Consider the following 26,667-nt stretch of genomic DNA (forward strand, 5'->3'; position numbering starts at 1 on the left):
AATAAAAAAGCTGAGTTACTTTTCAAGCAACTCAGCCCCTATCTAAACCATCAATTTATCTTACAGATTTACTAGTTTAAAAGCTCTCTTACTATCTCATCCATCTCTTCACGGTTCATAATCTTAGGTACAGGATAAGCAGGATTTCCTTCCTTTAGTGCCTTATTTACAACTAATTCAATATCTTTCTCTTTCAATTCTTCAACTTTACTTGGAATATCCATCTTTTCATTCATATCTTTGATTCGCTTAATAACCTTCTTTGCTAATACTTCCTGTCCTTCTTCTTCCTTACCGAGGCCTGTATATATAGCAATTTGTGCTAATTTACCTTCTGCACTTTTACCATAATGTTCAAGCATGTACGGTAAAATAATGGCATTGGTTTTGCCATGACCCACATTATAAATGGCACTTAGGGCATGTGAAATAGTATGTACATAACCTACATGAGCTCTTGTAAAAGCATTAGCGGCATAATTCGAAGCAACTAACATATTCCTTCTATATTCTAAATTTTCACCATGTAAATAAGCCTGTTCTAGATTCTCAAATATCATTTTAATAGCCTTTAATGCTTCTTCATCAGTATATGCTGTACCAAATTCCCCAATATAAGCTTCCACTGCATGAGTTAATGCATCCATTCCTGTATAGGCCGTAACATCTTTAGGTAAACCTATGGTTAAAGTTTCATCTAACACAGCATACTGTGGGATTAAAAACAATGATACAACCGGATATTTCGAATGATTATTTGCATTTGTAATTACAGCTCCTGCTGTACTTTCAGAACCTGTCCCTGCTGTAGTTGGAACTGCCACAAATAAAGGCATAGGCTTTCTAATAGCTGTTATATGTTTCATCGCTTCATAAGTAAGCTTAGGATTACCAACTTAATGCCTATAATCTTGGCACAGTCTAATGGTGATCCACCGCCTATGGCCACAATGCCCTGACATTTATTCTGTGTATAAAGTTTATAGCCTGCTTCTACATTTTCAATGGTAGGATTAGGTTGTATATCTTCAAAAATTGTATAAGCTATTTCTTCTCGTTCTAGTCCTTTAATAAGTTCGTTTAGCATTCCTCTTTTTCTTACAGACTTACTACACACCAACAATATTTTTTCAATCTTTTCTTGCTTAAGTATTACCGAGATTTTTAATATGCTGTCACTTCCGGTAATCAACTTTTGTTTTGGATAGGGCATAAATCTTAAAGCTACTTTTATCACAGATTGAAAAGCTCTATAACTTCCTTTTTTGATTTTCCATTTTATATTATTCATAATTGTTCCCCCTTTAATGTCTTCTTGCGTTTAAGTACTCTCATATGTATCTAGTATATACCGTTTCAACTTCTATAGTATAAACATTTTGTAAATAACAAGATTTCATATATAAAAATATCCTCATTCAGTTTATTTTTGAATATAAAGAAAACTAAACTTTAAAATTTTTAAGCAACAAAAAAGCACCTAAACTTTATATTTTAGGTGCCTTATTAACTATTTATAATTATATCACTGTTACTTTTGCAGCTTTTCTTGGTACAGTTCTTTTGTACTGTACCCTTGGATATCCAATAAGCATAGCCGCTACAAATTCTTCGCCTTGTCCTATTTGTAGTAATTCTTTAAGCTCTGGATTAACAGCTACTGCTCTTTCTAAAAAGCCACTGAAATATGTGCCTAATCCTAAAGCATTCACCATAAGCTCCATTTTTGATGCTGCTAAAGCACCATTTAAAACTCTATTAGCTTTTACAACAACTAATACTGGTGCCTTAAAGAATAGTCTATCCTCTCCATCTGGATTCTCTAAAAAGTCTTTGTACATTTTTTGCCACATATGTGCATATACAATAACTTGCTTTGGCGTATTTTCATCTGCTATCATTTGAGTTGCCATTGCATTTAATGACTCTAAGACCATTTTTCTTACTTCTTGAAGTTTATTTTTTACAATAACATAAGAAACATCTTGCGTATTACTTCCTGTCTGAGTATACTTTCCTGCACCAATTATTTCTTGTATTTTTTCTTCTTCTACATCTTGATTTTTAAATAATCTAACGCTTCTTCTAAATTTCATGAAGTTCATTAAATTCTCTGGATCTATATCAAATTTTTCTTTATCATATTCTAAAACTTCATCCATTGAATATGCTTCTTCATCATCTGACGATATCGCTTTAACTGGACAGATTGCAATACAATGCCCACATTTTATACATGTCTCATTTTTGATATGTGATTTTCCATCAACCATCTCTATATCACTTACTATACAGTCTTGTGTACATAGTGTACATCCTATACATTTTTCTTTATCTACTCTCATTCTAGTCACTACCCTTCCGTCATATCTTACATCAATATCGTCAAAATAAGAAATAACCCTTATTTATCTGCAAAACGCATAATTTCTTCTGTTTCTTTTCTTTGAGCTGATGCTACATAGTCATCTGCTTCATAACCATAAACAATTAATGCTGCTACTGTTTCTTCTTCTGGTAAGTTTACGATTCTTGCAATTGATTTCTCATCGATTACACCCATGATACATGTGCCTACACCTTTTGCATGAGCTGCTAAACAGAATGTTTGACATGCGATACCCGCATCAAAAATTTCCCAGCTATTACCTAATGATGTCGCATAATTTGTTTCATCTATTTTACCACTTTTACCTTTAACGAAACTAAGTACTGCAACACCTTTTGCATTTTTTAAAGTATCAATGTTATAGACAAATCCATTTACACCTTCATTTGCAAGTTGCCCGATAATCTCTTCATTATCCACTAATGTATATCTTGCGATTTGGAAGTTTACCCATGATGGCGCCCATTTAGCGATATCAACGATTTCTTTCATAAGTTCTCTATCTACTTTTTCGTTTTTAAACTTTCTTATGCTTCTTCTCTCTTTAATCATTGTAATTGCGTCCACTGTTAAATACCTTCTTTCATTAAATAACTTTTTCTATTAATTAAACTATATATTTACTTTTATTCTTCCTACAAGTACGGACATTATTGTCTGTAGCTTTCCTAATTCAAAAGCACACATCAGTCTAAAACTCATGTGTGCTTAATATATTTTCAGTGCTCATAACCCTATTTTAAATCAAATTCTCCATATTGAGTATCCTCATTATACTTTTTGCTCCATTCACCTAATACATTTAATATAGGCAAAATGTCTTACTAATTTCAGTTAATGAATACTCTACCTTGGGTGGCACTTTATCATAAACCTTTCTACTGATTAATTGATGTTCCTCTAATTCTCTCAGCTGTCTTAATAATACTCTTTCATTAATATTAGGTAATTCTCTTTTTAATTCTCCATATCTCAAAGTTCCTGAATTGCCTATATATCAAAGAATAAGCGGTGTCCATTTACCTTTAATAAGGTCAACGGTTAACTCAACATTACAATGGAATACTTTTTGCTTTTCCCATATAAATCCTTTTTCCTTTCTATCACAATTCTATTAACTAGATTTTATCATTTAATCCTAATTTTGAAACCTTGTATTTTAGAAAGGAAAAGGTACCTTCATAATAACTCTTTATTATTTTAATAATGCTTTAATATCTGCTTCAATTTTAGAAGGTTCCACTGTAGGTGCATATCTTTTGACTACATTACCTTCTGCATCAACTAGAAACTTAGTAAAGTTCCATTTAATGTCATCACCTTCTGTTGTAAAACCAGCCTCTTTAAGTTTGTTATATAATCCTTCTGAAGCTTCATCTTCCTCTGCTTGAGGTGCTTCTTTCTTAAGGAACTTATAAAGCTCTGAAGCATTTTCTCCATTTACATCAATCTTAGCAAAAGTTTCAAAAGTTGTTCCATATGTTACCTGGCAGAAGCTAGAAAGTTCTTCATCGCTTCCTGGTGCTTGATCAAAAAATTGATTACATGGAAAATCTAATATTTCAAATCCTTTATCTTTATTCTCATCATAAATCTTTTGTAATCCTTCGTATTGTGGTGTAAATCCACAACCACTAGCAGTATTTACGATTAACAATACTTTTCCTCTATATTTCTCTAATGAAACTTCTTCACCTTGTACATTTTTAACTTTAATATCATATATCATAATTTTTATCCTCCTTAGCTTATAAGCTTTTTTCAATATTTTCTTTAATAATTTGTTTTGGAGAAAATCCAACTAGTCTATCCACTTCATTCCCGTCTTTTAAAACTACTAGAGCAGGTATATTTGTAATGCTATATTGACGTGCAAGACTCGAACTTTCATCCACATTAACCTTTATAATTTTTACTTGGTCCATTAATTCACTTTGTAATTCCTCTAATACTGGTGAGAGCATTTTACAAGGACCACACCAATCAGCAAAAAAGTCTACTACTACTACACCACTTCCAATCTCTTCACTAAAATTACTTTCATTCACTATTTTTAACATAATTAATTCTCCTTATTCTTTTTTTAAGTTGATCTACATAAGATACTGCTGATAATGCAGCTATATTTCCTTCACCAGCTGACTTGATATATTGATATGGTGCCCCAACAATATCTCCTGCAGCATAGCATCCATCTATATTAGTTTTCATTAGTCTATCAACCTCAACATGATTACCATCAAGTTTTAATCCTGGAACTAATTGTCCTGGTGATATACTATCTCTTAAAATGAATACTCCATCTGTTTCAATTTCACCATTTTTTAAAATCAGGCGATTTACAGTTTTGTCTCCTACTATTTCTACTGGTATATCTCTTACGATTTCAATAGATTCATCCACTTCAACTTCTTCTTTATACATTGGTATATAGTATACCTTCGATGCTAATGTTGCTGTAAAGTTAGCTTCTGCCTCTTCATGTTTATTATAGGCAATGATTGTAACAACTTTATCTCTATATAATCCTGCATCGCATGTTGCACAATACCCTACACCTTTACCTAAATACATTTCTTCTCCTACTAGTGGTTTTCCAAAGTTAACACCTGTAGCTAATATAATAGAAGTTGCTTCATACATTTTATCGTTTGCCATTAATGTAAAATACTCACCCATAGCATAGATATTATTAATTTTTTCCTCTGTTATTTCGATTTCCATTGCTTCTAAATGATTTGCAAAGGCTTCTTTAATCTCAGCTCCACTTTTTCCATACATGCCAAGATAATTATTAATCTTATGTGCCTTAGCTAGTTTAGTACTTATTTCTTTACTTCCAAATATAATGAATTTTTTATTTCTTACTTTTGCATTTATGGCAGCTGAAATACCAGCTGGACCACTTCCTATTATTGCAATATCATATCTTTCATTCATGACTATTAACCTACCTTTAACTTATTATTTTAATAATGCTTTAATATCTGCTTCTATTTTTGAAGGTTTCACTGTCGGTGCATATCTTTTGACTACATTTCCTTCTGAATCAATTAAAAACTTAGTAAAGTTCCATTTAATCTCATCACTAAACACACCCTTTTTCTCATTCTTTAAGAATTTATATAACGGATGTGCCCCCGCTCCATTTACATCAATCTTTTGGAACATCTCAAATGTCACACCATAGTTCAATGAACAAAATTCCTGAATATCTGAGTTACTTCCTGGATCTTGTTTTGCAAATTGGTTACATGGGAAGCCTAAAATTTCTAACCCTTGTGCTTTATATTTCTTGTTAAGCTCCTCTAATTCAATAAATTGTGGTGTTAAACCACATTTACTAGCTGTATTAACAACTAATACTACCTTCCCTTTAAATTCTTCCATTTTTACTTCTTGGTTATTCATTTTTACTGCTGAAAAATCATAAAATTTCATTCCTATTTCCTCCATTAATTACATAATATTAATTTATATAAATTTAATTGCACTCAACTAATTTGATTAAAATAATAGAATTTGTTAGTATTAACAAACTCTACTTAAATGTATTTAATAATTGATCTAATAATCTCTTTAGCTCCTTTACTTCTTCTATATTACTATCTAATTTACAATACATCTGATCTGGAACTTCACAGATTTCATCCTTTAATCTTTTACCTTTTTCACTTACCTCAATAATTACTACACGATCATCATTGATATCCCTATATTTCTCTACCAATCCCATAGCAACTAATTTTTTAAGCACTGGTGTAAGTGTTCCTGAATCTAAATGGAGTTTTTGCCCCATTGCTTTAACAGTTATCTTTTCATGTTCCCACACAACTAACATTGCAATATATTGTGTATATGTTAAACCATATTTGTCTAATAGTGGTTTATAAATTTTAATTACTTCTCTTGAAGCTGCATACAAAGAGAAACATAATTGATTATCTAACTTTAACTTTTCATACGGTACCATAATAAACTCACTTTCATTTTGCAAAATTCAATTGTGTTCAATCAATCTAACAAAATATTACCCCTTATTAATATTTTTGTCAACCCTATATTTATCTTTAAACTAATACCTAGTAAAATTTAGACTAATGAGAAAACTAAAACAAGCAGCTATCTAGTAGATTCATTCCACTCCACTAAATAGCTGCTATAACCTATTGAATTATTTTTATGATTATTTACTTATTTAAATTTTTAACATTTTAATATGTTGGCCAACCATTTGAAAATCTAAGCATATCAAGTAGCATAGTTGATTCACCATTATTTTGAACATCATATGGCATGTCTTATTAAATAGTACATAGAACCATTTTTATAAACACCTGGTCCAACCCATCTATTATTACCACTATCTAAAACTGTTCCGCCACCTTTTCTTAAATATACACCTTTTTTATCAAGGAATGGACCAGTTATGTTTTTTTGAACGACCATAGATATTTTTATATGTGCTGTTAACACCTTGACAACATCTTCCTATAGATGCAAATAAATAATAGTAACCATCTTTATAAGTCATGCAAGTTCCTTCAATACCGCCTGATTTACTAGCAATACTATATATCCTTCCGATGGTTTCATTGTATTAACATCAAGGTATACAATATGAATTCCATCTCCCCATAAGCCAAATACAAGCCATGGTTTATTTGATGGATCAATTGCATTATGCTCGCTCTGACCTTCCTTTGATGATAGAACTACACCACCGTCTTTCCAGTCACCTTTTAAAATACTTGAACAAGCAACTACGCCAATTGCTGAATTCTTTTTACCAAATTCTGATACACTATAGTACATATAATACTTTTCTTTATAGTACTCAATATTAGGTCCCCATACATCATTTTTTCTCATATTAGGTGCATACCTTCTCCACCATGAAAGTTCTGATGGGAAAACTTGAGTACTATTTTTCTAGTTGCATCCATCTTGTGAGTACTTCATCCTATACCTTGCCAGTTGATGGTGACCACCATAATCCATTTTCACAGATTAAAGTAGGAACATGAGTTCTTACATCACCTAATAATCCTATACATGATGTCTAAGTCATAATACCCATTACCATGGATGCCATAACCACAGACATTAAATTAGTTTATAAATAAAAACATAAAAAATACAACTATGTAGTAATGTTGTATAATCACCCGCTACTACATAGTTGTATTCTAATTGTATCTTTAATTATTCCTTTATTTTACAAATTTTACTTTTCTAAAGCATAAGTTTCATCAAATAATCAGTTTGTTCATCATCACCTAATTTGAAAATGTGCTCACTAAACTTTTTAAATCCATGCTTTTCATAAAATTTTTGTGCAGAATAATTATGTTCCCATACACCTAGCCAAACGTACTCTAGATTTTTGTCTTTGGCATTTTTAATGGCTTCTTGCATTAATGCACCACCAATGCCTTTTCCTTTGTACTCCTCAAACACATAGATTCTTTGCACTTCTAATGCATGCTCATGTCCTTTTTCTGTTTGTGCATTGCCCACATTGAGTTTCATATAAGCAACTACTTCCTCATTGTCTTTTACGATGAAGAATTGTGACTCTGGATTGCTTACTTCACTTTCGACTTGGGCATCTGAGAAGTTTTCCTTAAGATAATTTGCCATATCTTCTTCTGAATTATCCTCTTCAAATGTTTCACAAAATGTTTTTGCTGAAATGTATTTGATTACTTCTATATCTTCTAAACTACATTCTTGAATTGCTAAATTGTTCATACTATCTCCTATTATCTTGCTATACTCTTTTTCCCACTCACACATAGCACATACTAGCCTTCATAATTCATTAAATCACATTAAACGCAATGTTTATAGGACATTCACTACTTATCTCTACTGATTTAGGCATTTATATCCTCCATCAAGCACATGTAATATAAGCAATAGTATCACTTTTACCACTAAGTTTCAATTTTGTGCGTACTATCACAGTTACTAAGTAAAAAGGCAGCCATTATGACTGCCTTTTCATATTATAAAAGCTATTTATTATATGGACTATCAAATTCACGTTCTGCTTTTTCTACTGCTTCTTCTAATGTCATTCCTGTGAAATGTTGTGCACCAAGGAAACGTCCAGATTTCTGATCTTCTATAAATGCCCCAACTACAATACCAGGAATAGCACTTTCAGGTGCATTTGGCGCCTGCATGCCACCTAAATCTGTTCTACACCAACCTGGATCTGTTAAGTTAATGCATACATCAGTTCCTTCAACTGTAGCACCTAAATCAATTGTAATTTTATCTAATGCAGCTTTACTAGCTGAATACCCTGCCTGTTGTGGTTCAAGTGCAATACCACTTGTTGTGTTTAAAATTCTTCCAAATCCTCTTTCAATCATCTTAGGCATAAAGTGATAGCAAATCATCGCTGGTGCAATGGTATTGATTTTAAAGCTCTCTGTATAATCTGTTACAGGTGTTTTGAAATATTCATTACGATATGCTATTTGTAATCCTGCATTATTAAGCACAATGTCTATCTCTACACCAAGATTATCAATTTCTTTTAACATTTTTTCAACTGCTTCTAAATCTGATAATTCTGCACATACACCATAAGCTTGAACGCCTAATTTGTGAACTTCTTCTACTACTTTTAATGTATGTTCTAATTTCCTACTATGTAAAATCAAATTACAACCTTGCTCTGCCATAAATTTGGCTGTAAGATAACCTATTCCTCTACTTGCTCCTGTTATAAACGCCCATCTACCTTTAACATCAATCATTCTATTATACCTCTGCTCTCACCGCTATTTTTAAAATTTGAGTTACATCTTCTGCACTTAAAGGTTTAAATCCCCATGTCTTATCTTTGATGCCGAGATTTTTCACAAGTACTGGAATGTCTTCTTCTCTTGCACCTAACTCCTTAAAGTTAATTGGCATACCTATCTCATGAAGGAATTTTCTAAATGCCTTAATTCCTTTCATAGCTGTTTCTTTAGGGTTTTCAAAGTTCATTTCACAGCCAAATACCCTAACTGCCATCTGAGCAAATCTCATCACATTATGGTCACATACAAATTCCATCCAAGCAGGCATCACTACAGCCAATCCTGCCCCATGTGCGCAATCATATAATCCTGAAAGCTCATGTTCAATGGCATGACTATTCCAATCCTGACTTCTTCCTACGCCTACAATATCATTGTGCGCCACAGTTCCTGCCCACATAATGTTAGCCCTTGCTTCATAATTATTAGGTTCATTTATTACTCTTGGTGCTTCTTTTAACAATGTAAGTAGTAAACCTTCGCAAAGTCTATCTGTAACTTCTACTTCTAGTGTATTTGTGAAATAACGTTCAAATACATGGGCCATAATATCTGTAACGCCACATGCTGTTTGATATGCTGGTAACGTACAAGTAAGCTCTGGATTTAATATTGAAAATCTTGGTCTTAATAAATCAGAGCCTGTATCACGTTTTAACATACCTTCCTCTTTCGTTACAACCGAACCACCAGATGCTTCACTTCCAGCTGCCGCTATTGTAAGAACAGTTCCAATAGGTAATGCACGTTCTACAATTTTACCCGTTCCATAGAAATCCCAAAAGTCTCCATCATAAAGTGCACCTATAGCAATAGCTTTTGAACTATCAATGCAAGAACCACCTCCTACTGATAAAATAAAATCTACATTTTCTTTCCTGCAAATTTCAATACCTTCATAAATTTTTGTATCTCTTGGATTTGGTTGTACACCACCTAATTCTACAAAATCTATATTTTCTTTAGTCAATGATGCCTTCACACGGTCAAGCAATCCTGATTCTACTGCTGATTTACTGCCATAATGAATTAATACTTTATTGCCACCATACTTCTTTACATAACTTCCACATTCATTTTCTCTTTGTTTACCAAATATAAATTCTGTTGGACTGTAAAAATTAAAATTTTCCATATATTGCTATCTCCTTTATATTTTTGTATAAATATATTCCTATTTATTAATTTATCTAACATAATTATAGCTTTTTCATTTAAAATGCGGTGTAATAATCTTATACAATAATTGTATAAATCTATTTTGTGAGGTATAAGTTATGTCTGCTCTTCTTGAAAAAAGTGATTTAATCAATACACCTATAGAATGTTTTTATTTCCATAGTAATAAGGATTCACTGCCAGTTAAGCCCCATTGGCACTATTATATGGAAATACTTTATGTCATTAACGGTGTTGCTCAAATTGACTTAGATAATGCCTCTTATGTCCTTCATAGTGGTGGAATGATTCTCCTTCATCCTAAAACAGTTCATGCTATTTCTTCTAATCATGATTTTCCTCTTTATATGGTGGGTATTAAACTAGATATTAGTCATATGCATTTAACGACTGATTATGCCCCTAAACTTCGAAGCATCTTCCGCTTTGCAGAAAAAAAACAGTTACATATAGTTTTTAACGCAAATGAAACAAGTAAAATAAATGCTTCTGAGATTTTTCAGCGCTGCATTCAAGAATATCGAATGAAGCATTACTGCTATGACATGATTATACATTCTGAGCTTTATAAGTTACTCATTGGAATTGTAAGATGTTGGCAGGACAAAGGATTCGTAATTGGCCATGAAATCTATGCAGAGGATGAAAAATATGATATCTACAATATTACCGAATATATCGATGCCAATATACACTCTAATCTGCGTGTAACAGATATCGCTGCTAAATGTCAAATGAGCTATTCTCACTTTGCCAAAAAGTTTCTCCACGTCTACCATGAAAGCTGTAAATCCTATATTGAAAAAATACGTATTCATAAAACGAAAGACTATCTAATGTTTACCGATTTTGATATTACCTATATCAGTTTAGAATTGGGGTTTTCAGATTCTAGCCATATGATTAAGTCTTTCAAAGGAGCTACAGGTTTAACACCTGGAGAATATCGAAAAAGAGCAATATCTAATCATAATTAATATAACTGTGTCCATCAGAATTTTCTTCAACCAAATAAAATACTATCGCATACAATACGATAATATTTTCAGGCTGTAGACAATTACATTGTCTACAGCCTGAGCAGAGTTCAAACTTGAACTCTGCTTCTTTGTACCAACTAAATTTTATTTATACATATCTTTATATAAAACTGTTTAAGTAGGGTTAGCATAATACAATCAATTCCACCACTTAAATTCTTGATTACTGAACTAACTGTGTAAATAGGCCCCAAGATATTCCCCACCATCCTAATATTAAGCTAAGTAATATAAATCTTCGAAGTTCTTTTAAATGTCAAAGCATGTAATACACTATTGATAAACTATAAACCTTACGCCTCTCGTTAATTCATCGTTAATTTCAGTCGTACTAAGTCCTTCTATTCCTTTAATCATTTTATTATCCCCCAATAAACTCATTAAAAGAAACGTATTCTTTTTTCCATTTTATTATGCTTGAGTAATTGATTGAATATTTAATATACTTTTCGAAGCTCAAGCTTCTAGCTCTTCTAACTTTGGTATAGAATTGGCTGCGCCTGCTCTTCCTACTGCAATAGCAGATGCCTTAGCCGCTAACTCTAATGCCTCCTGAACTTCATGCCCACGCATAATTTCTGCAAGATAAAATCCTGTAAATGTATCTCCGGCCGCTGTTGTATCTACTACATCTACCTTAAAACTTGACTGCCTATATCGCTTTTCGCTTTGTCCATATCTAGCCCCTTTATCTCCTAATGTAAGTACCACAGAAGCTTTAGGATATTTTTTTAACATTTCATTTAAAATCTCTTCTGGTTCTGTCTTTCCAGTAACTTGATAACCTTCTACTTCATTTAATAAAAAAGTATCAATCTTATTAAAATCACACTTTTCTAACTGTTGATCATATGGCGAAGGATTAAGTATGATTTTTAATCCTTTTTCATAAGCTTGCTCAATGAGATAATCCACTAGATTCACTTCATTTTGTAATAATAAATAATCGCCTTTTTCAAATTGTGACAATATCGCATCTATATAGTCTTTAGTAATTCTTCGATTACTACCGCCAAATAATACAATTGAATTTTGACCTGATTCTTCTACCTGAATAATTGCATGTCCACTTTTGCCATCAATCTGCTTCACATGCTGTATGTCAACGCCATTTTCAGCTAACACACTGCAAAGCTCCTGACCATCTTCGCCTACCATTCCCGCATGATATACATTAGCCCCAGCCTTAGCTAATGCAATAGATTGATTTAAACCTTTACCTCCACAGAATATCTCCATCTTTGTAGAGGCTATAGTTTCTCCAAGTGTCACAATATGTGGCAATGAATAAACATAGTCATAGTTTAATGATCCAAAATTTAATATTCTCATATGCTCCTCCTTATCACTATTCATATATCTTATGTATTCTTTTATATTCAATTATATATACAGCCATTTTCAATGTAATGCTACAAATCAACTAAAAAATCCTAGAGCATAAGCCTCTTCACATTCTTATGCTCTAGGATTAGATATCTTTAATTGTACTATTTTCTGACTCGATATACTATCATTAATTTATTTTTAAACTAAATATGCTTTATAGTTAACTTAATATTTCTTGTAAATTAGTGCTCATGCTATCAATTTTTTTCATCATATCATATATCATTGTTACATATTATTGATTAGTTTTTCTTCTGGTTTTGCCTTAGCATTATGTGTTTCATAAAAATGAAAATCATTCTCTTATTTTATAACTCTCCATGGTTGTGTATTAGTAGCTGAAGGAGCTAATCTAAGCATTTCCAAAGCACTAGCATATTCACCTGCCTCTTGCTCAGTTAAAGGATTGAAAAAGTTATCTTTAGTATATGTGCACTCTTTTGCATGTGGACTCCCATTTATTTTGAATGTTTTATGTATGCAAATAACTGCAAACTATTTTCTAATAAAAAATAACCTCTTGTCAAATAATAAAAGTCCATAATATAAGTATTAGATGCACTTATATTATGGACTTTGTTTAAATTTATCTTGAGCAATGATTTAACTGATTTCATAGGTTACCTAAATATTAATGTGAGTATATATTTTTTCAAGTTGATTTAAAATTTTCCTAATATTTAGTAGAGCACATATCTTATATTATATTATATTATATTATTTTATATTTACAATATGATCTGCTATTTTTTTTATGTTCTGTTTTTGCCCAAACAGTTTTTCTGTAAGTAACTGCTCCATATAAAACTGCCCCATACATACATATTGCATAGTGTAATAAGTTAAGCAAATATATTAAATCATAATCATTGCAATATAGACCATATAAAATAATATAAATACACATAACTGTGCTTAGAATAACAAGAAATGTTGGGATATACATTTGAGTAACGAGTATATATATGGTAACAATTGTAAATACTATTATTCTAGCAGGTGTATTAATAAATAAAAAGGTTTCTATTAATTGCAATCTAGGCTTTCTAATAAACTCTTTAATGACTTTCCCTGTTAATTTGATACTAACTTGTGTATGTCCCCTACACCATCTTATTCGTTGAATCATAGATGGCTTAAATTCATCAAGATTTTGATTGAGCACATACTGTTCTTTAACAAACTTAATTTTGTACCCCTTTAAAATAGCTAATACACTAAACTCTAAGTCTTCTGTTAGTGTTGTACAATGCTGAAAATCTACATCATCAAAAACACTTCTATTAATACTAAACCCTGTGCCTGATAAAGAAGCTGATAAGCCTGCATTATTTCTCGAAATTTGCCTATCATAAGTTGTCCAATTAAATGCCGCTGTAAAACTCCTTGCAATAAAACTTTCATCATTATCTGAACATATTCTACATTGCAGTATGTCAAACTGCTGATGATAATAATCAAAAGCGCTCAGCATCTGAGGACTAACTTTATTATCAGCATCCAGTATAACAATATACTCATCCTTCCAAAGATTATGTTTCTTTAAATATTCAATCCCACTATTTAAAGCTTTAGGCTTACTCCCTCCCTTAACAGGTATTACTTCCATATTAAAGTCCCTAACATTTTTTTTAAATTCATGACATAGCATTTCTGTTTGATCTGTACAATGATCTGCAATAACATATACGTTAAACAACCGCTTATCATAATTACTATTATAGAGTGCTTTTAAATTATCTAATATCACTTCCTCTTCATTATGACAGGCAATTAATACAGTGAAAGTCGCACATGGACTAATTGCGTATTCACTTGGTATCTCTTTTTTTATAAAGCCAACTGTAGAAATAACAATATCATATAAAATACATAGTACTAATATCCAAACTAATATAATCACTTTAAGCTCCATTCTATATTTTTATTATGCCTTATTTTCTTGTACTAATATTTAATCTCTTTAATTATTTGTAGAATTTTTCATATATATAGAATTTTATAGTATTATTCCAACAATAATATACACAAAGGATTAGGACATATGTACAAAAAAATATTTTTATTTCTTATCACTACTATTATTATAGTCACTACAGTCGCCTTTTATCCTCATGCACATTCTTATGAATTTAGAATGACACAATCATTCGTAGAAAAAAGATGTCTCGTCATGACCATGGATGGTATTAAAACAACCTATCATTTACCAGCAAAAAGCTATGAATATGCTTCTGGAGAAGAAGTACTACGCTAGTCTATAGGACTTATGATGCTTCATTATGCATATACTAAAAATGAGTCAGGTTTTGAAAACCTAAGATTATTTTGTAAGGAAAAGTTAAAAAATAATCCTATTTATGTATATCGTGAAGGCTTTTCAACAAATGCTTTAATTGATGACTTTTGTATAGTAGAAGCTTTATTTTTAGCTGCTGAAACTTTTGATAATCCTCTTTATCGCAAGCAAGCCTTAGATTATGCTAACGTGTTATACCAAACAAATACTACAAAAGCTATTGTTACCTCAGGTTATATTTCTGATAGTTTTCCACTTTATTATAATAATTATAACTATGAGACGTACAATAAAGACTCTATTCATATAGTCCAAGGACTAAAAACATTACTTCAATTAGCTGAGATTGATGCGCTGCCATCAACTAGCTTACAATGGTTAAAACAGCGTATAGCAGAAGGCACATTATATGGCAGTTACACCATTACTGGTGAACCTCTAACAGATATTCAATCTGCAGCTGCTTATGCATTAGCTGCTAGAATTGCTGCTAATGTAGGAGATTATCCACTCTATAATCAATGTATACAACGTATGGAACAGTATAAAATTACTGATAAGCCTAGCGAAATGCTTGGTGCTTTGGGAAATGCTGAAACTGGGGAGGCTTTCTCATTTGACCAACTCTCAGCACTCTTAGCTTATGATGCAAAACAGCTTTTTTATAATTAAAAGTCTATCGCTTAATGCATAGCTCATTTTTACTAAAAAGGATCTTTCTGAACTAGAATTTCTAATTCAAAAAGATCCTTTTGTGCTAATTTTATTCTAAATTTATTATATCTCGAAACTATTAATGTAAGCAGTAAATAGTTCGTACCTCGAAAACTAGTAGTTTTTTGAGACAAAGGCGAACAATAGATAAAACAGGTCAGATTTTTCTTGTTCCCAATATAGAAATTGAAACATGGTGAACCAATCTTGGTGAATCAGATTGTGAGGTAATTATTTAGAACCAGCTTCACGGATTCAGTTAATACTTAAAGGATATTATATAATTTGTATTTTCCAAAATATCAATATTATCTTGTGGTAATTTTTCAAATTTCCCTGATAAACCATTTTCTAATGCGGTCTGATGGAAATGGCTTAATCCTATACCTACATCCACCCTCTTGATTAGTTTTTCTTCTGGTCTTGCATTGACATTATGTGTTTCATAAAAATGAAAAGCATTCTCTTGTTTTATAACTCTCCATGGTTGTGCATTAGTAGCTGAAGGGGCTAATCTAAGCATTTCCAAAGCACTAGCATATTCACCTGCCTCTTGCTCAGTTAAAGGATTGAAAAAGCTATCTTTAAAGAAAATATCTTTCCATGGTTTTCTCTGATCTGACTTCATAGCCTTACGCATAATAGATTCTCGTAAACTTTTTTTCTCTGCTGGATATCCTACTGGGGAAATAGCTGGGAATAAATCATTTTCTTTAATCCCCATAGCAGACGTAAAGTTATCACGACTAAAGGTTGCTGCTAACCATACTGTCCCAAGGCCCATATGAGTTGCATATAAAACTAGGTTTTCAAATGCATATCCTGCTGCTTCAAGACCTAACTGTGTATTTTCTACTGATACCCCTAAGAATGTAGTAGCTCCCTTAATAACTCCATAGGTTCCTAATTTTACATCTTTTCCTTCTAAATCTTTTTCTACAATATGAAAATTAACTTTTACACCAAATGGATTTGTTATACTAGCAGCATATGCCATAAGCTTTTCTTTATCCTGGGCTGAAAGCTTTCTTGCTTCATATGATCTTACACTATTACGTTTTTTTATAGTTTCTTGTACTGGAATATTTATTTTCATTTTTACCTCTACCTCATTATAATATCTTTACTAATTTTCTTCGAAATCATACTTAAGCATTAGATTTGCTAAAGTATATTTTATACTTACAACTATATACAGAAATTAAAAAAAGAGCAATCTATTCAATTAAGAAATTTATCCTAAGAAGAATATTCTTCTTTAATAACTGAATATCTCATACTGTCAGACTAATATCTATTACACTCAGTTTAGCACGCTTACAGACTTGTGTACATATTTATAATTTTACTGTCTACCCCTTAAAATAGATAAACTTTTTGCCCTATAAGTACTAATCTAAGTAATTCATTAGTCCACTTTTCAGTTAATTTAAAATGAAAGCATTCTACATACTTAGTATCTTTATCTCTGTTTGTTTTTAGTGGAAATTATTTTCACAGGATACTTTTCGATAATAGTGGTTATGTTACAACAGGTAATACTAGAAGAAAAATAGCATTTGCACAATACCTTTTATATGAGTTAGGCTATTTAACAGGTAACTATAATACTGCTGTTGATGGCGTATTTGGCACTAACACACTTAAAGCTGTAAAGAAGTTTCAAAAAGATCATAGATTAACCGTTGACGGTAAGGTTGGTCCTGCTACCTTTAAACCATCATTGACCTAGACAGCACTAAATCCCAACGAAGAATCAGTATTACATAATTGCTTTAATTCAGATAAGGCACGTTGAATCAAAGTTGTAACATTAAAGAGAAGTAATACATTTCTTCTTTCTATGGATTGTTCTGGAAAGATTTGATAGTACTGGGTCATAGATCTTCTAATCTGATTTAACTACTCCTGGATAATTCTTACATCTTGATCAAAAGTTGACTCAGTTTCAGGAGTAGGAAAAGTAGTTTTAATCATAAATCTATGTATTGCCTAGTCGCACTCGGGGCTTGTACTCACTAGATTCCACTCATGGCAGACAAACAAAAAAGCTTATCGACAACATCATCCATGGTCAATAAGCTCTTATACTCTAACAAAATCTATTAAAATTGTTGTGCTATTTGTTTTGCTTTATTAACAGCTTCACTTAAGATTGCTTCTACATCTGCGCCCTGTAAATCCACATTTTCTGCTGCAACACTTTGAATATCGCTTAGACCATAGAAATTTAATATTGCCCTTATAAATCTTTCTCCCATTTCAAATTGTGCTCTTACATCATCTGAGTAACTTCCTCCTCTAGATGCTACAAACAATGCTTTTTTACCTGCGCAAAGCCCAACTGCCCCTTCTGCTGTATACTTAAAAGTAATGCCTACTATACTTACATAATCAATATAAGCTTTTAAAATAGCCGGAAAACTTAAGTTCCACATAGGTGCAGCAATAACGTACTTATCTGCTTCTGCGAACTGATAAGCATATTTTAGGATAGGGTGTTTTCTACTTTCTTCAGTCTTAGGACCAAACACTACATCTAAATCTTTTCCTCTTAAAAAATCAATATTTTCTTTATAAAGATCCAGTGTAATTATTTCATCTTGCGGATTAATTCTTTTATATTCCTCAATAAAACTATCAGATATATGATATGTCCTTGACTCACCTTCTGGTTTATCATTTGCTCTTATATACAGTATTGTAGCCATATTAATTTTCCCTTCTATTCTCAAGATATTTTATACTAGTACTTTTTAGTTTCAATTCACTCACTTATAGTTTGTCCCACTTATCTTAAACTATTCTTTTGTCAGCTTTATTAATACAATATTTTACTGTCTATCGCAAATAATCCTTATTATCTACTTAATAACCATGCCATATTACTTACTAATAGATGCGTCATATTGGTATAAAATACTCTATCCAAATAATTGTTGTAAGCTATTTTCTTAGTTCAATAAAGCTTGATTAACATGAAATTAGTCAGCTAACTGTGAAAAAGTAGTTTCTATGCGTCTTCTATGTTTACTAATCCAATTTCTCAAGTCTTTTGGGTAGGGATTTTTGCTGTTATTTCAATATCGGTGATATAACCTTCTAGAGTAATTGCAGCATGAAGTTTTAGATCGTAGTAAGTTTCTTTTTTAGAAGCACAATAACCGTAAGATGAAATATCTTTGAATCGCTTGCTAAAATGAACTCTATCAAAGTCACATGCAGGAATAGGTATACTATCTACAATGTAAATAGCAGAATGGTTGTAGCCAATATAGTTACAAATTACTTTTTTGCTCCCCTCCTTTAGGCAAAAAAATAACCTATTAGATACAATGTCCTAATAGGCTTCAATAGTATAATCTTTATTAATGCTTTTCTGATTTATGCTTAGCTAATGTTTTTCCTGCTTGACTTTTAGCTTTAGAACTTGAACTCTTAGAAGCTAATGTCTTACCTGCTTTCCCAACTTTCCCACCATGATGTACTGCCATATTTAATTCACCTCCTCATTCACTAAATACTAATTTCTTCTTTTTAAAGCTACTACATTTCCTGTTGAATCATTATATCTTAAGTATCCACTCTCTAAATTCAATATATCCTCTACAATTTCTTCTGACAATGCCATTCCATCATCTGATAGTTGCTGTAATATCTCTTCTCCTGTTACTCCATCTTCTTCAATAATCATCCTCATAGCCTCTTTTAGATATCGAGGTTTAATAGGTGGCGTTTCCTACTGCGAAACTATCTGCAATATCGCACAAAAAAAGAGTTGCAATATTTAAACTCCTAGCAATTACAGCTCTCTTTTAAATCAACCCTATTGAGTTTAATAAATCATTTTAAAATCAGCTCATTTCATTGCCAATCAAGATTTTTAATCAAAAAACACAGTCACTTATGGTACGGTTCACCGTTTCATTCACAAGTGATAACCCCTGCATTATTAATATCTTTTTATGTTATTCCATTTCAGTTAATTTACTTGTATTAATATCATATAATTCTTTTCTTCCATCTTTTGTTACTAGGATAAGTTCCTTATTTTTTAATGTGAGTATGCAACTTCTAATCTTAGTTTCTCCTATATCACCTTCACATATATCATGAATATCTTGAATACCTACTCCTTCATCTCCAAACAATGTGTTCTGAATTAGTATACTGATAACACCCAATAATTTTTTATCACTACCAGCTATCTTTTCACCAATGTTCCTATAGTAAACTAATTTTTGACGTCTCTCATCTAATGACTCACATAGACCCTCGATGGACTTGACTAATATCTCTAAAAATGTAATTACAAATGCTGTTAAATCACCTCTGTTTTTTCATCATTTGCTAATTTAAATGCTTTATAGTATGATTGTACATTTTCTTTGATAGTACATGATAATCTACATGCAACTAAGAATTCAAGTTTTTGAGCTAATAAATAACTACTAATAAACCTACTTGTTCTCCCATTCCCATCATAAAATGGATGAATATACCCAAACATATAATGAAATACAGCTATTCTAATTAAAAAATCATATGAATCATTATTTAAAGCATTTAAAGCTTCTGACATAGTCTCTATAATTTTGCTTTCTGGATATACCCCTTCATGAATTACTCTATCATTACTTCCTAGAACACTTACACCATCTTTTCTAAAGATTTCTCCATCTGGTTCATTTACTGTATTTTCTTGTACTACATCTTTTAGTGCAAATTCATTATATAGATTTCTAATATCTTGGCATGAGGATAATTTGATTTGTTGCTCTTGTAATAACATTTCATATTTCTTAACTAATCCATAAAAACGTTTATGCTTACTATTCTCTTCTTTATCACTCAATATCTCATTTATTTCTCTTCTACTACTATGCACACCTTCTATTTCATTAGTCATTTTTATTTCATCAACTAAACATCTTTTTGTATATTGTATAAGTGCAATTCCTGGTACTAAGTTCATTTGCTTCATTAATATTTTATCTAAACTCATTATTTGTTCTATTTTTTGCAATATCTCATGATTAATCACTACAAATGCATTATAATCATTTATTTTAAATTTAAAGTGATACGTAGATTCACTTTCTATTCTTCTTTTATATATTTCTTCATACACGTCTTTCCCTTGATAAAAAAGACTTGAAAGTAATTTATATTCCATACTATCACCCACCATTAAATTCATCTTTTAACTTATTATATATTTCAATATTTATCAAGTAAACATATATTTATTTTTTATACTTTATATTTTATTCAAATAACACATATCAAATTACCAATAACCAATAATAACTTATTATATTTTAACCAATTTAATATGTTTATAAACAAAATTAGAGAATACTTCTTAAGAAATATCCTCAGGTATGTTTCTATCACAATCATTTATTATCTCCCTACCTGCTCCATGAGCAATAATAACTCTGCCATTTTTATTTAACATCTTATATATGTACTGAATAACCCTCTCTAAAATTATTTATCCTATAACAATTATATTCACACTTATTTTTTTATTTAAATATCATTAAAAAACCCTTTCTGAATCAGAAGCATATATTTATTTTCTAATTCAGAAAGAGCCTTTTGTATGCATACTCTCTATCTTATTTAATATTCATTTTCTCTTTATTTAAAACTGCGTTCAAACATACTAGATTTATGCAATAACTCCTTATACTCACTGATACCTAGTTGTTTTAATAAGCCTAATAAAATTTCACTGTGAACTGGTATTTTAATAGGTGAATCATACGCTACTTCATTAACAGCCTCTCGTCCTTCACTACTTGGAATTAAAGCTCTAGGTCCACCTACACAACCACCTTTGCATCCCATTCCTTCAATAAAACTAGCTCGTACTTTCCCTTCTTCTAATTCTTCAAGTAAAGCTTTACACTCCTTCATACCATCTACTTGCATTGCTGTAAATACTTTTCTTTTTTCTGGTAATAATTGATCAACAATATCCCAGACTGCTTCTGAAACACCACCTGTTCTTGCATATAAACGGCCTCCTGTAGATGCATAATCTACTGAAGGTAATCCTTTGCACTGAGTTACATCAATATTTAATGCTTCAAAAATAATCTTAGTTTCCTCAAAAGTAAGTACGTAATCTACATCACCTTTTAAATCAGGTTCCTTTGCCTCTGCCTTTTTAGCAATACATGGTCCTACAAAAACAACTTTAACTTGCTTATTAATAGCTTTAATTATTCTTGCCATTGCTACCATTGGAGAGACAGATGGAGAGACATTAGGTACTAATTTATCATACACTTTTTTGAGAGCAGCTACCCACATTGGGCAACAACATGAAGTAATCATAAAATCGCCTTTATGCTGAACATGAGCATCAAATTCTAAGGCTTCTTTAATACTTAATACATCTGCTGCTATAGCAACTTCTATCATATCTGCAAACCCTACTTTAATAAATGCTTCTCTTAATTGATCTAATGTAACATACTTTCCAAACTGTCCTGCAATAGCTGGAGCCACTATAGCAACTACCTTTTGTCCTTGCTTCAACAATTCTAACACAGGTATAAACTGTTTATTATCTATATAATTCCCTGCATCACATGCCTCAACGCAACGCCCACAACTTAAACATAGATTAGAATCAATCCACTTATCTTTACCATCCTCAGATTCAATAATAGCATCAAAAGGACATGTCGTTTGACATTTACCTTTGCCATCCACCTCCTCACAGTTTCCTGTGCAACTCTTAACCTTTTGTATTATTCTCTCTCTCACATGTTGATTAGTAATACCTTGAATGATTGATTGTACATAAGTGTGGTCATCCACATTAGTATCTACTTCCACTCCACAAAGTACAGCTAGAATTTCTTTAGCTTCTTCATGATTTTGAAATTCTTGCTTTAGTAATCTCTCAAATGTTTTTTCGAAATTTCCTTCATAATAAGACTTTACAAGTTCCTTGTATATAGCTTCATACCCTTTCTTCATTATAATTACTCCTCTACTTACCAGTATAGTGCTTAGTATGAGTCAAATTTGAAGAAAATATTTTACTAATCATCTTTTTTTATCTCTTCCTATTCAAATATATCTTACTTTTCTATCATTTATTTATGATACGGTTCATTATTATTAATTCTAAACCCTCTATACACTTGCTCTAATAACATGACTCTAAAGAGTTGATGTGGGAATGTCATTTTAGAGAAGCATAATTTATAATTTGCTCTTGCTCTCACGGCGTCTGATAAACCAAGTGATCCACCGATAACGAAGACGATGTGGCTATTTCCACGTACACCACAGTCTGCCATGAAGGCTGCAAGTTCTTCTGATGAAAGCATTTTTCCGCCTAAGTCTAAGGCTACTACATAAGCGCTGTCGCTGATTTTTGAAAGGATTTTTTCTCCTTCTTTTTCTTTGATTTGTAGCTCTTCTTTTTCTGATGCATTATCTGGTGTTTTTTCATCTGCAAGTTCAATGATATTTAATTTACAATAACGGCTTAAACGTTTGCTATATTCATCTATTGCCTGTACTAAATATTTCTCTTTTAGTTTACCAACGCATATTAATTCTATTTTCATTTGTAACTCCTATATATTAGTTGTTTTTATGTTTATTATAACAAACTTCCAAATAAAATTTGATTAATCTCAATAAACCACTTTAAGCCTGCTTAATAATACTAAACATAATCCAATTACGAGTTCCATATACAGTCCATCTCTTCATGTTTTATCTACAGCTAGAATTTCTTCCCTTATTTCATCTTTTTGTTTCTGCATAAAAATATCACCTGTTCTTTTTTCATATTTTTATCCACACTCTTAATTATAAAAGTTATGCACATTTTTGGGTTTTAACTATAAACTTATCTACACCCCTTTTAGTTACTTACTTTTGCCTGTGGATTTCTGCTCAAATGCAATTAATACTTAGATATAAGAAAACTTATTTATCTAGAATAATTGTATCTGTACATTTGTAAGATCTCATCTCATAACAATTGATTTGATTAGCATATAAATGGTACATATTATCACCTATATAACATATTCTTGATTCTGTATATTGATAATTAGATACGTATGCCTTTGTTTTAGCATCTATTTGCCCTAATTTTGCTTTCTCAGTTAATTTACCATATTCTACATCAAAAACATATGCCCCTTGGAAATTCATTGATTGCTGATTTTTTGCAATATATGTAGGTTTAGCATATTCCAATATAACTGGTATAGCTAATATACGGCGATTTGTATCTATCATACATGCTGCATAATTGTCTAAAGCTTCACTATAGCTCCCCTTTGTACCTATATTAATATGATTAATCTCTACTGGTGATTTAGGATTCTTGACATCAACTAATGTTAATTTAATGCCTTGAGTAGATGTATTTCTTTCTACACCTACAACTAAATCTTTTCCAATAGGCTGTACATATTGATTAAAGCCTGGAAGCTTGAACTTTCCTAAGGTTCTAGGATTTTTAGCATATGAAAGTTCTAGCACCCATACTGAGTCTGTTTCTTTAGCCGGAATCATATAACCTTTATCCCCATCAAATCTTGTACCTCGGAATTTTGTACCTTTTGCAAAGCCTTCTATCTTTCCGCATACTTGAAGCTTATCATCTAAAATATATAGATTGCTATTTACTGTATTTTTTACAACACTTGTTGTAGCTACTCTTAGATTTCCCTTATAAACATCTAAATCTAGTGTTTCACCTGGTATCATGCCAACACATTTATAATTTATTTTATCTAATTCAATGCCATACTTTATAATAATGCTTAGATTATGATTACTCTCATAAACGCCATCCTTATCATACATATCATTTACTAAATAAATTCCATCTTGATTCATATATGAACCTATTGCATTCCCTAAAAGTACATTAAAATTTACTGGCTTTTTATTACTAATATCAAAGTTGGCTAAAATTGTATAGTAATCACAGGTTGACCAGTCAGCATATCTTATACTCTTTGCAGGTACCAGATTCATCTGATTACCATTAGCAGAGTCTTTGTAGTTAGGGATTACAGCTCTTTGTTTGTATTTTTCGGATAAACCTTCATATGCACCATAATCTATTAATCTATTGCTTACTACAACTATTTGATTCTTTATCTTCGTAACCTTATTTGCGTTGCCTTCTATTTTTACTGTCCTTTCCAGCGTTGGATTTTGTTTATCCTTAATGTTATAGATTTTAATAACAGTAAAGTTTTTAAAAAGATTTTTTACTCCATCTTGAATCTTTTTTTCACCTTCGCTGCCTTTTAATACAATAGTTAAATGATCGTGATCCAAAAAGAGTTCATTCATAAGATATTGCTTTTCTTCAGATTCTAAATTTATCGTAGAAACCTTTTTCATCTTCTCCTTTGTATCAACAATGACTACACTTTTTCTCCCAATGCAAGAATAAATGTATCTTTCATCTGTTTTCACTACATTACCTTGACTTACGTCTTTAATTGATAGATTATGCTTCAAATCCTCTTGTGAACTATTCTGTGATTCTCGCTGCGACATACTTTCTAAGTAATATTCACCCGTTATAGCTATTTTGCTTTTTTCATCTAATACTTTAATAACTTCTTCATAGCTTTGGACTAACTTCACATCATTTATAACTTTAGGCCTAGCTGCCTCAGCAGACCATACACTGATACTACCTGTGGAAATACTAAGTATCACTGTCAGTATTCCTATCATAATTCTCTTAAACCTATCCATTTTTCCCCTCCCTTAATATAGCTAAAATCTATTTATTGTCCCTCATCTTATTATACCTATGTCTATTTTCAGTAAGAAGAAGTGTTATTCAATGGTAGCGTGCTTTTAATCTCCTTGTAATATTATTTCTACTAGTATCTTGTATAAACTTAAAATATTATCTACCCATTTGCTCGTCTATTAAATTTGCTATATAACACAAAAAGGTTGGTTGAACGATTATCTCTTAATCATTCAACCAACTTTATGTATTTTCTTTAGTATTTATTGTTTTTATGAAAGTAAGATTCTATCATTATCTAATGCTTTATTGCTTTCTTTCTTAAATAAATCTAGTAAATCTTGTACTTGTAACTGACTTCTTCCTTCACCTTTAATATCTAAGATAACTTTGCCGCTATCCATCATCATTGTACGATTTCCTAAATCTAATGCTGATTGAATATTATGTGTAATCATCATTGTTGTAATGTTTTTCTCTGCCACGATTTCTTTTGTAATACGAAGTACTTTGTCTGCTGTAGCAGGGTCTAAAGCCGCTGTATGTTCATCTAAAAGTAAAACTTTAGGTACAACTAATGTACTCATAAGTAATGTCACAGCCTGACGCTGTCCACCTGATAACAAGCCCATCTTAGTTTTCATACGGTCTTCTAAACCTAAATCAAGCTGTGCTAAACGTTCTCTAAATAAATCTTTATCCTTCTTTTTAATGCCTAAGCTTATAAACCTACTTTTACTTCTAGAATAAGATAAAGCTAAGTTTTCTTCTATAGTCATAGATGGCGCTGTGCCTTTAAGTGGATCTTGAAAAAGTCTGCCGATATACTTTGCTCTTTTATACTCTGGCATAAAGGTAATGTCTTGCCCATCTAATAAAATCTTGCCTTCATCTGATAAGAAATAACCACTAATCAAATTAAATAGTGTAGATTTACCAGCACCATTAGACCCAATAATCGTTACGAAATCACCTGGGTTTAAAGTGAAGTTAATATCATTCATTGCAACTTTCTCATTCACCGTGCCAGCATTAAATGTTTTCTTTAAGTGACTAATTCTAAGCAT

31 protein-coding genes and 1 pseudogene are annotated in these 26,667 nt (G+C 31.4%); 4 read left to right on the forward strand and 28 right to left on the reverse strand.

Annotation, left to right across the window (positions count from 1 at the left end; all coding sequences use genetic code 11):
• Positions 1-71: 71 nt before the first annotated feature.
• The 15 genes from JCM14822_RS09995 to JCM14822_RS10055 all read right to left on the reverse strand — a co-directional run bounded on the left by JCM14822_RS09995 (position 72) and on the right by JCM14822_RS10055 (position 10,345).
• Positions 72-866: an iron-containing alcohol dehydrogenase gene (locus tag JCM14822_RS09995; protein WP_054742015.1), complete on the reverse strand. Its 795-nt coding sequence runs from the start codon at positions 864-866 to the stop codon at positions 72-74.
• Complete coding sequence (locus JCM14822_RS22565) at positions 863-1,291, reverse strand: iron-containing alcohol dehydrogenase (protein ID WP_054742017.1); 429 nt, start codon at positions 1,289-1,291, stop codon at positions 863-865. Before JCM14822_RS22565 ends, JCM14822_RS09995 begins: the two co-directional genes overlap by 4 nt.
• Before the next feature lie 229 nt (positions 1,292-1,520).
• Complete coding sequence (locus tag JCM14822_RS10005; protein ID WP_054742019.1) at positions 1,521-2,345, reverse strand: nitroreductase family protein; 825 nt, start codon at positions 2,343-2,345, stop codon at positions 1,521-1,523.
• A gap of 59 nt (positions 2,346-2,404) precedes the next feature.
• The gene (locus JCM14822_RS10010) at positions 2,405-2,956 is read right to left on the reverse strand and encodes a nitroreductase family protein (protein WP_054742020.1); all 552 of its coding nucleotides are present in this window, start codon (positions 2,954-2,956) and stop codon (positions 2,405-2,407) included.
• 235 nt (positions 2,957-3,191) lie between these two features.
• Complete coding sequence (locus tag JCM14822_RS23115; RefSeq protein WP_306307329.1) at positions 3,192-3,365, reverse strand: winged helix-turn-helix transcriptional regulator; 174 nt, start codon at positions 3,363-3,365, stop codon at positions 3,192-3,194.
• Positions 3,366-3,584: 219 nt separating this feature from the next.
• Entirely contained in the window at positions 3,585-4,121 is a 537-nt protein-coding gene (locus JCM14822_RS10015) for a glutathione peroxidase (RefSeq protein WP_330377452.1), read from the reverse strand.
• A 16-nt stretch (positions 4,122-4,137) separates the two neighbouring features.
• On the reverse strand, positions 4,138-4,449 hold the full coding sequence (gene trxA, locus JCM14822_RS10020; RefSeq protein WP_054742024.1) for a thioredoxin: 312 nt from the start codon (positions 4,447-4,449) through the stop codon (positions 4,138-4,140).
• The gene (locus tag JCM14822_RS10025; RefSeq protein WP_054742027.1) at positions 4,430-5,329 is read right to left on the reverse strand and encodes an NAD(P)/FAD-dependent oxidoreductase; all 900 of its coding nucleotides are present in this window, start codon (positions 5,327-5,329) and stop codon (positions 4,430-4,432) included. The genes trxA and JCM14822_RS10025 overlap by 20 nt, the downstream gene beginning before the upstream one ends.
• Before the next feature lie 24 nt (positions 5,330-5,353).
• Positions 5,354-5,830, reverse strand: a complete 477-nt coding sequence (locus JCM14822_RS10030; RefSeq protein WP_054742029.1) for a glutathione peroxidase — start codon at positions 5,828-5,830, stop codon at positions 5,354-5,356.
• A 100-nt stretch (positions 5,831-5,930) separates the two neighbouring features.
• The gene (locus JCM14822_RS10035) at positions 5,931-6,362 is read right to left on the reverse strand and encodes a MarR family winged helix-turn-helix transcriptional regulator (RefSeq protein WP_054742030.1); all 432 of its coding nucleotides are present in this window, start codon (positions 6,360-6,362) and stop codon (positions 5,931-5,933) included.
• A 314-nt stretch (positions 6,363-6,676) separates the two neighbouring features.
• Entirely contained in the window at positions 6,677-6,865 is a 189-nt protein-coding gene (locus JCM14822_RS19310) for a hypothetical protein (protein ID WP_083461370.1), read from the reverse strand.
• Between the two features lie 54 nt (positions 6,866-6,919).
• On the reverse strand, positions 6,920-7,261 hold the full coding sequence (locus JCM14822_RS19315; RefSeq protein WP_083461371.1) for a family 43 glycosylhydrolase: 342 nt from the start codon (positions 7,259-7,261) through the stop codon (positions 6,920-6,922).
• A 363-nt stretch (positions 7,262-7,624) separates the two neighbouring features.
• Positions 7,625-8,143 (reverse strand): GNAT family N-acetyltransferase, encoded by a 519-nt coding sequence (locus JCM14822_RS10045; RefSeq protein WP_054742032.1) that lies wholly within the window; start codon positions 8,141-8,143, stop codon positions 7,625-7,627.
• Positions 8,144-8,409: 266 nt separating this feature from the next.
• Positions 8,410-9,162: an SDR family NAD(P)-dependent oxidoreductase gene (locus JCM14822_RS10050; protein ID WP_054742034.1), complete on the reverse strand. Its 753-nt coding sequence runs from the start codon at positions 9,160-9,162 to the stop codon at positions 8,410-8,412.
• 4 nt (positions 9,163-9,166) lie between these two features.
• Positions 9,167-10,345, reverse strand: coding sequence for an iron-containing alcohol dehydrogenase (locus JCM14822_RS10055; protein WP_054742035.1), 1,179 nt, complete (start codon positions 10,343-10,345; stop codon positions 9,167-9,169).
• A 142-nt stretch (positions 10,346-10,487) separates the two neighbouring features.
• Here JCM14822_RS10055 and JCM14822_RS10060 point away from each other — a divergent pair, with 142 nt between their 5' ends.
• The gene (locus JCM14822_RS10060) at positions 10,488-11,366 is read left to right on the forward strand and encodes a helix-turn-helix transcriptional regulator (protein WP_054742036.1); all 879 of its coding nucleotides are present in this window, start codon (positions 10,488-10,490) and stop codon (positions 11,364-11,366) included.
• Positions 11,367-11,885: 519 nt separating this feature from the next.
• On the opposite strand, the gene JCM14822_RS10065 is transcribed toward JCM14822_RS10060, so the two are convergent.
• Both JCM14822_RS10065 and JCM14822_RS10070 read right to left on the reverse strand, forming a co-directional pair.
• The gene (locus JCM14822_RS10065) at positions 11,886-12,761 is read right to left on the reverse strand and encodes a ribokinase (RefSeq protein ID WP_054742037.1); all 876 of its coding nucleotides are present in this window, start codon (positions 12,759-12,761) and stop codon (positions 11,886-11,888) included.
• Between the two features lie 769 nt (positions 12,762-13,530).
• Positions 13,531-14,721, reverse strand: a complete 1,191-nt coding sequence (locus JCM14822_RS10070) for a glycosyltransferase (RefSeq protein WP_054742038.1) — start codon at positions 14,719-14,721, stop codon at positions 13,531-13,533.
• A gap of 141 nt (positions 14,722-14,862) precedes the next feature.
• Between JCM14822_RS10070 and JCM14822_RS10075 the strand changes: the two genes are divergently transcribed.
• Entirely contained in the window at positions 14,863-15,075 is a 213-nt protein-coding gene (locus JCM14822_RS10075; protein ID WP_054742039.1) for a hypothetical protein, read from the forward strand.
• A gap of 15 nt (positions 15,076-15,090) precedes the next feature.
• On the forward strand, positions 15,091-15,789 hold the full coding sequence (locus tag JCM14822_RS10080) for a hypothetical protein (RefSeq protein WP_172674805.1): 699 nt from the start codon (positions 15,091-15,093) through the stop codon (positions 15,787-15,789).
• A gap of 301 nt (positions 15,790-16,090) precedes the next feature.
• On the opposite strand, the gene JCM14822_RS10085 is transcribed toward JCM14822_RS10080, so the two are convergent.
• On the reverse strand, positions 16,091-16,927 hold the full coding sequence (locus JCM14822_RS10085; RefSeq protein WP_054742046.1) for a nitroreductase family protein: 837 nt from the start codon (positions 16,925-16,927) through the stop codon (positions 16,091-16,093).
• A 456-nt stretch (positions 16,928-17,383) separates the two neighbouring features.
• Here JCM14822_RS10085 and JCM14822_RS24985 point away from each other — a divergent pair, with 456 nt between their 5' ends.
• A complete protein-coding gene (locus JCM14822_RS24985; protein ID WP_207643263.1) occupies positions 17,384-17,563 on the forward strand; it encodes a peptidoglycan-binding domain-containing protein in 180 nt (59 codons plus the stop codon).
• A 373-nt stretch (positions 17,564-17,936) separates the two neighbouring features.
• Here the strand turns inward: JCM14822_RS24985 and JCM14822_RS10090 are convergent, their stop codons facing one another.
• The 10 genes and pseudogenes from JCM14822_RS10090 to JCM14822_RS10120 all read right to left on the reverse strand — a co-directional run bounded on the left by JCM14822_RS10090 (position 17,937) and on the right by JCM14822_RS10120 (position 26,667).
• Complete coding sequence (locus JCM14822_RS10090) at positions 17,937-18,542, reverse strand: FMN-dependent NADH-azoreductase (protein ID WP_054742048.1); 606 nt, start codon at positions 18,540-18,542, stop codon at positions 17,937-17,939.
• A gap of 359 nt (positions 18,543-18,901) precedes the next feature.
• Positions 18,902-19,084: pseudogene (locus JCM14822_RS24990) on the reverse strand (IS982 family transposase); the annotation flags it as partial.
• Between the two features lie 115 nt (positions 19,085-19,199).
• Positions 19,200-19,325 carry a hypothetical protein gene (locus tag JCM14822_RS22570; protein ID WP_278287205.1) on the reverse strand — a complete coding sequence of 42 codons (126 nt, stop codon included), beginning with the start codon at positions 19,323-19,325 and terminating at the stop codon, positions 19,200-19,202.
• A gap of 29 nt (positions 19,326-19,354) precedes the next feature.
• Positions 19,355-19,531, reverse strand: a complete 177-nt coding sequence (locus JCM14822_RS20260; protein ID WP_157047714.1) for a hypothetical protein — start codon at positions 19,529-19,531, stop codon at positions 19,355-19,357.
• 268 nt (positions 19,532-19,799) lie between these two features.
• Positions 19,800-19,982 carry a hypothetical protein gene (locus JCM14822_RS10095; protein WP_054742049.1) on the reverse strand — a complete coding sequence of 61 codons (183 nt, stop codon included), beginning with the start codon at positions 19,980-19,982 and terminating at the stop codon, positions 19,800-19,802.
• Between the two features lie 170 nt (positions 19,983-20,152).
• Positions 20,153-21,007 (reverse strand): Fic family protein, encoded by an 855-nt coding sequence (locus tag JCM14822_RS10100; protein WP_054742051.1) that lies wholly within the window; start codon positions 21,005-21,007, stop codon positions 20,153-20,155.
• A gap of 470 nt (positions 21,008-21,477) precedes the next feature.
• Positions 21,478-22,830, reverse strand: a complete 1,353-nt coding sequence (locus JCM14822_RS10105) for a [Fe-Fe] hydrogenase large subunit C-terminal domain-containing protein (RefSeq protein WP_054742053.1) — start codon at positions 22,828-22,830, stop codon at positions 21,478-21,480.
• Positions 22,831-22,949: 119 nt separating this feature from the next.
• Positions 22,950-23,429, reverse strand: a complete 480-nt coding sequence (gene rlmH / locus JCM14822_RS10110) for a 23S rRNA (pseudouridine(1915)-N(3))-methyltransferase RlmH (RefSeq protein WP_054742055.1) — start codon at positions 23,427-23,429, stop codon at positions 22,950-22,952.
• 367 nt (positions 23,430-23,796) lie between these two features.
• Positions 23,797-25,599 carry a beta-propeller domain-containing protein gene (locus JCM14822_RS10115; protein ID WP_054742057.1) on the reverse strand — a complete coding sequence of 601 codons (1,803 nt, stop codon included), beginning with the start codon at positions 25,597-25,599 and terminating at the stop codon, positions 23,797-23,799.
• Between the two features lie 273 nt (positions 25,600-25,872).
• Positions 25,873-26,667, reverse strand: coding sequence for an ABC transporter ATP-binding protein (locus JCM14822_RS10120; RefSeq protein WP_054742059.1), 795 nt, complete (start codon positions 26,665-26,667; stop codon positions 25,873-25,875).

The organism is Cellulosilyticum ruminicola JCM 14822 (assembly GCF_001311925.1).
GTDB lineage: Bacteria > Bacillota > Clostridia > Lachnospirales > Cellulosilyticaceae > Cellulosilyticum > Cellulosilyticum ruminicola.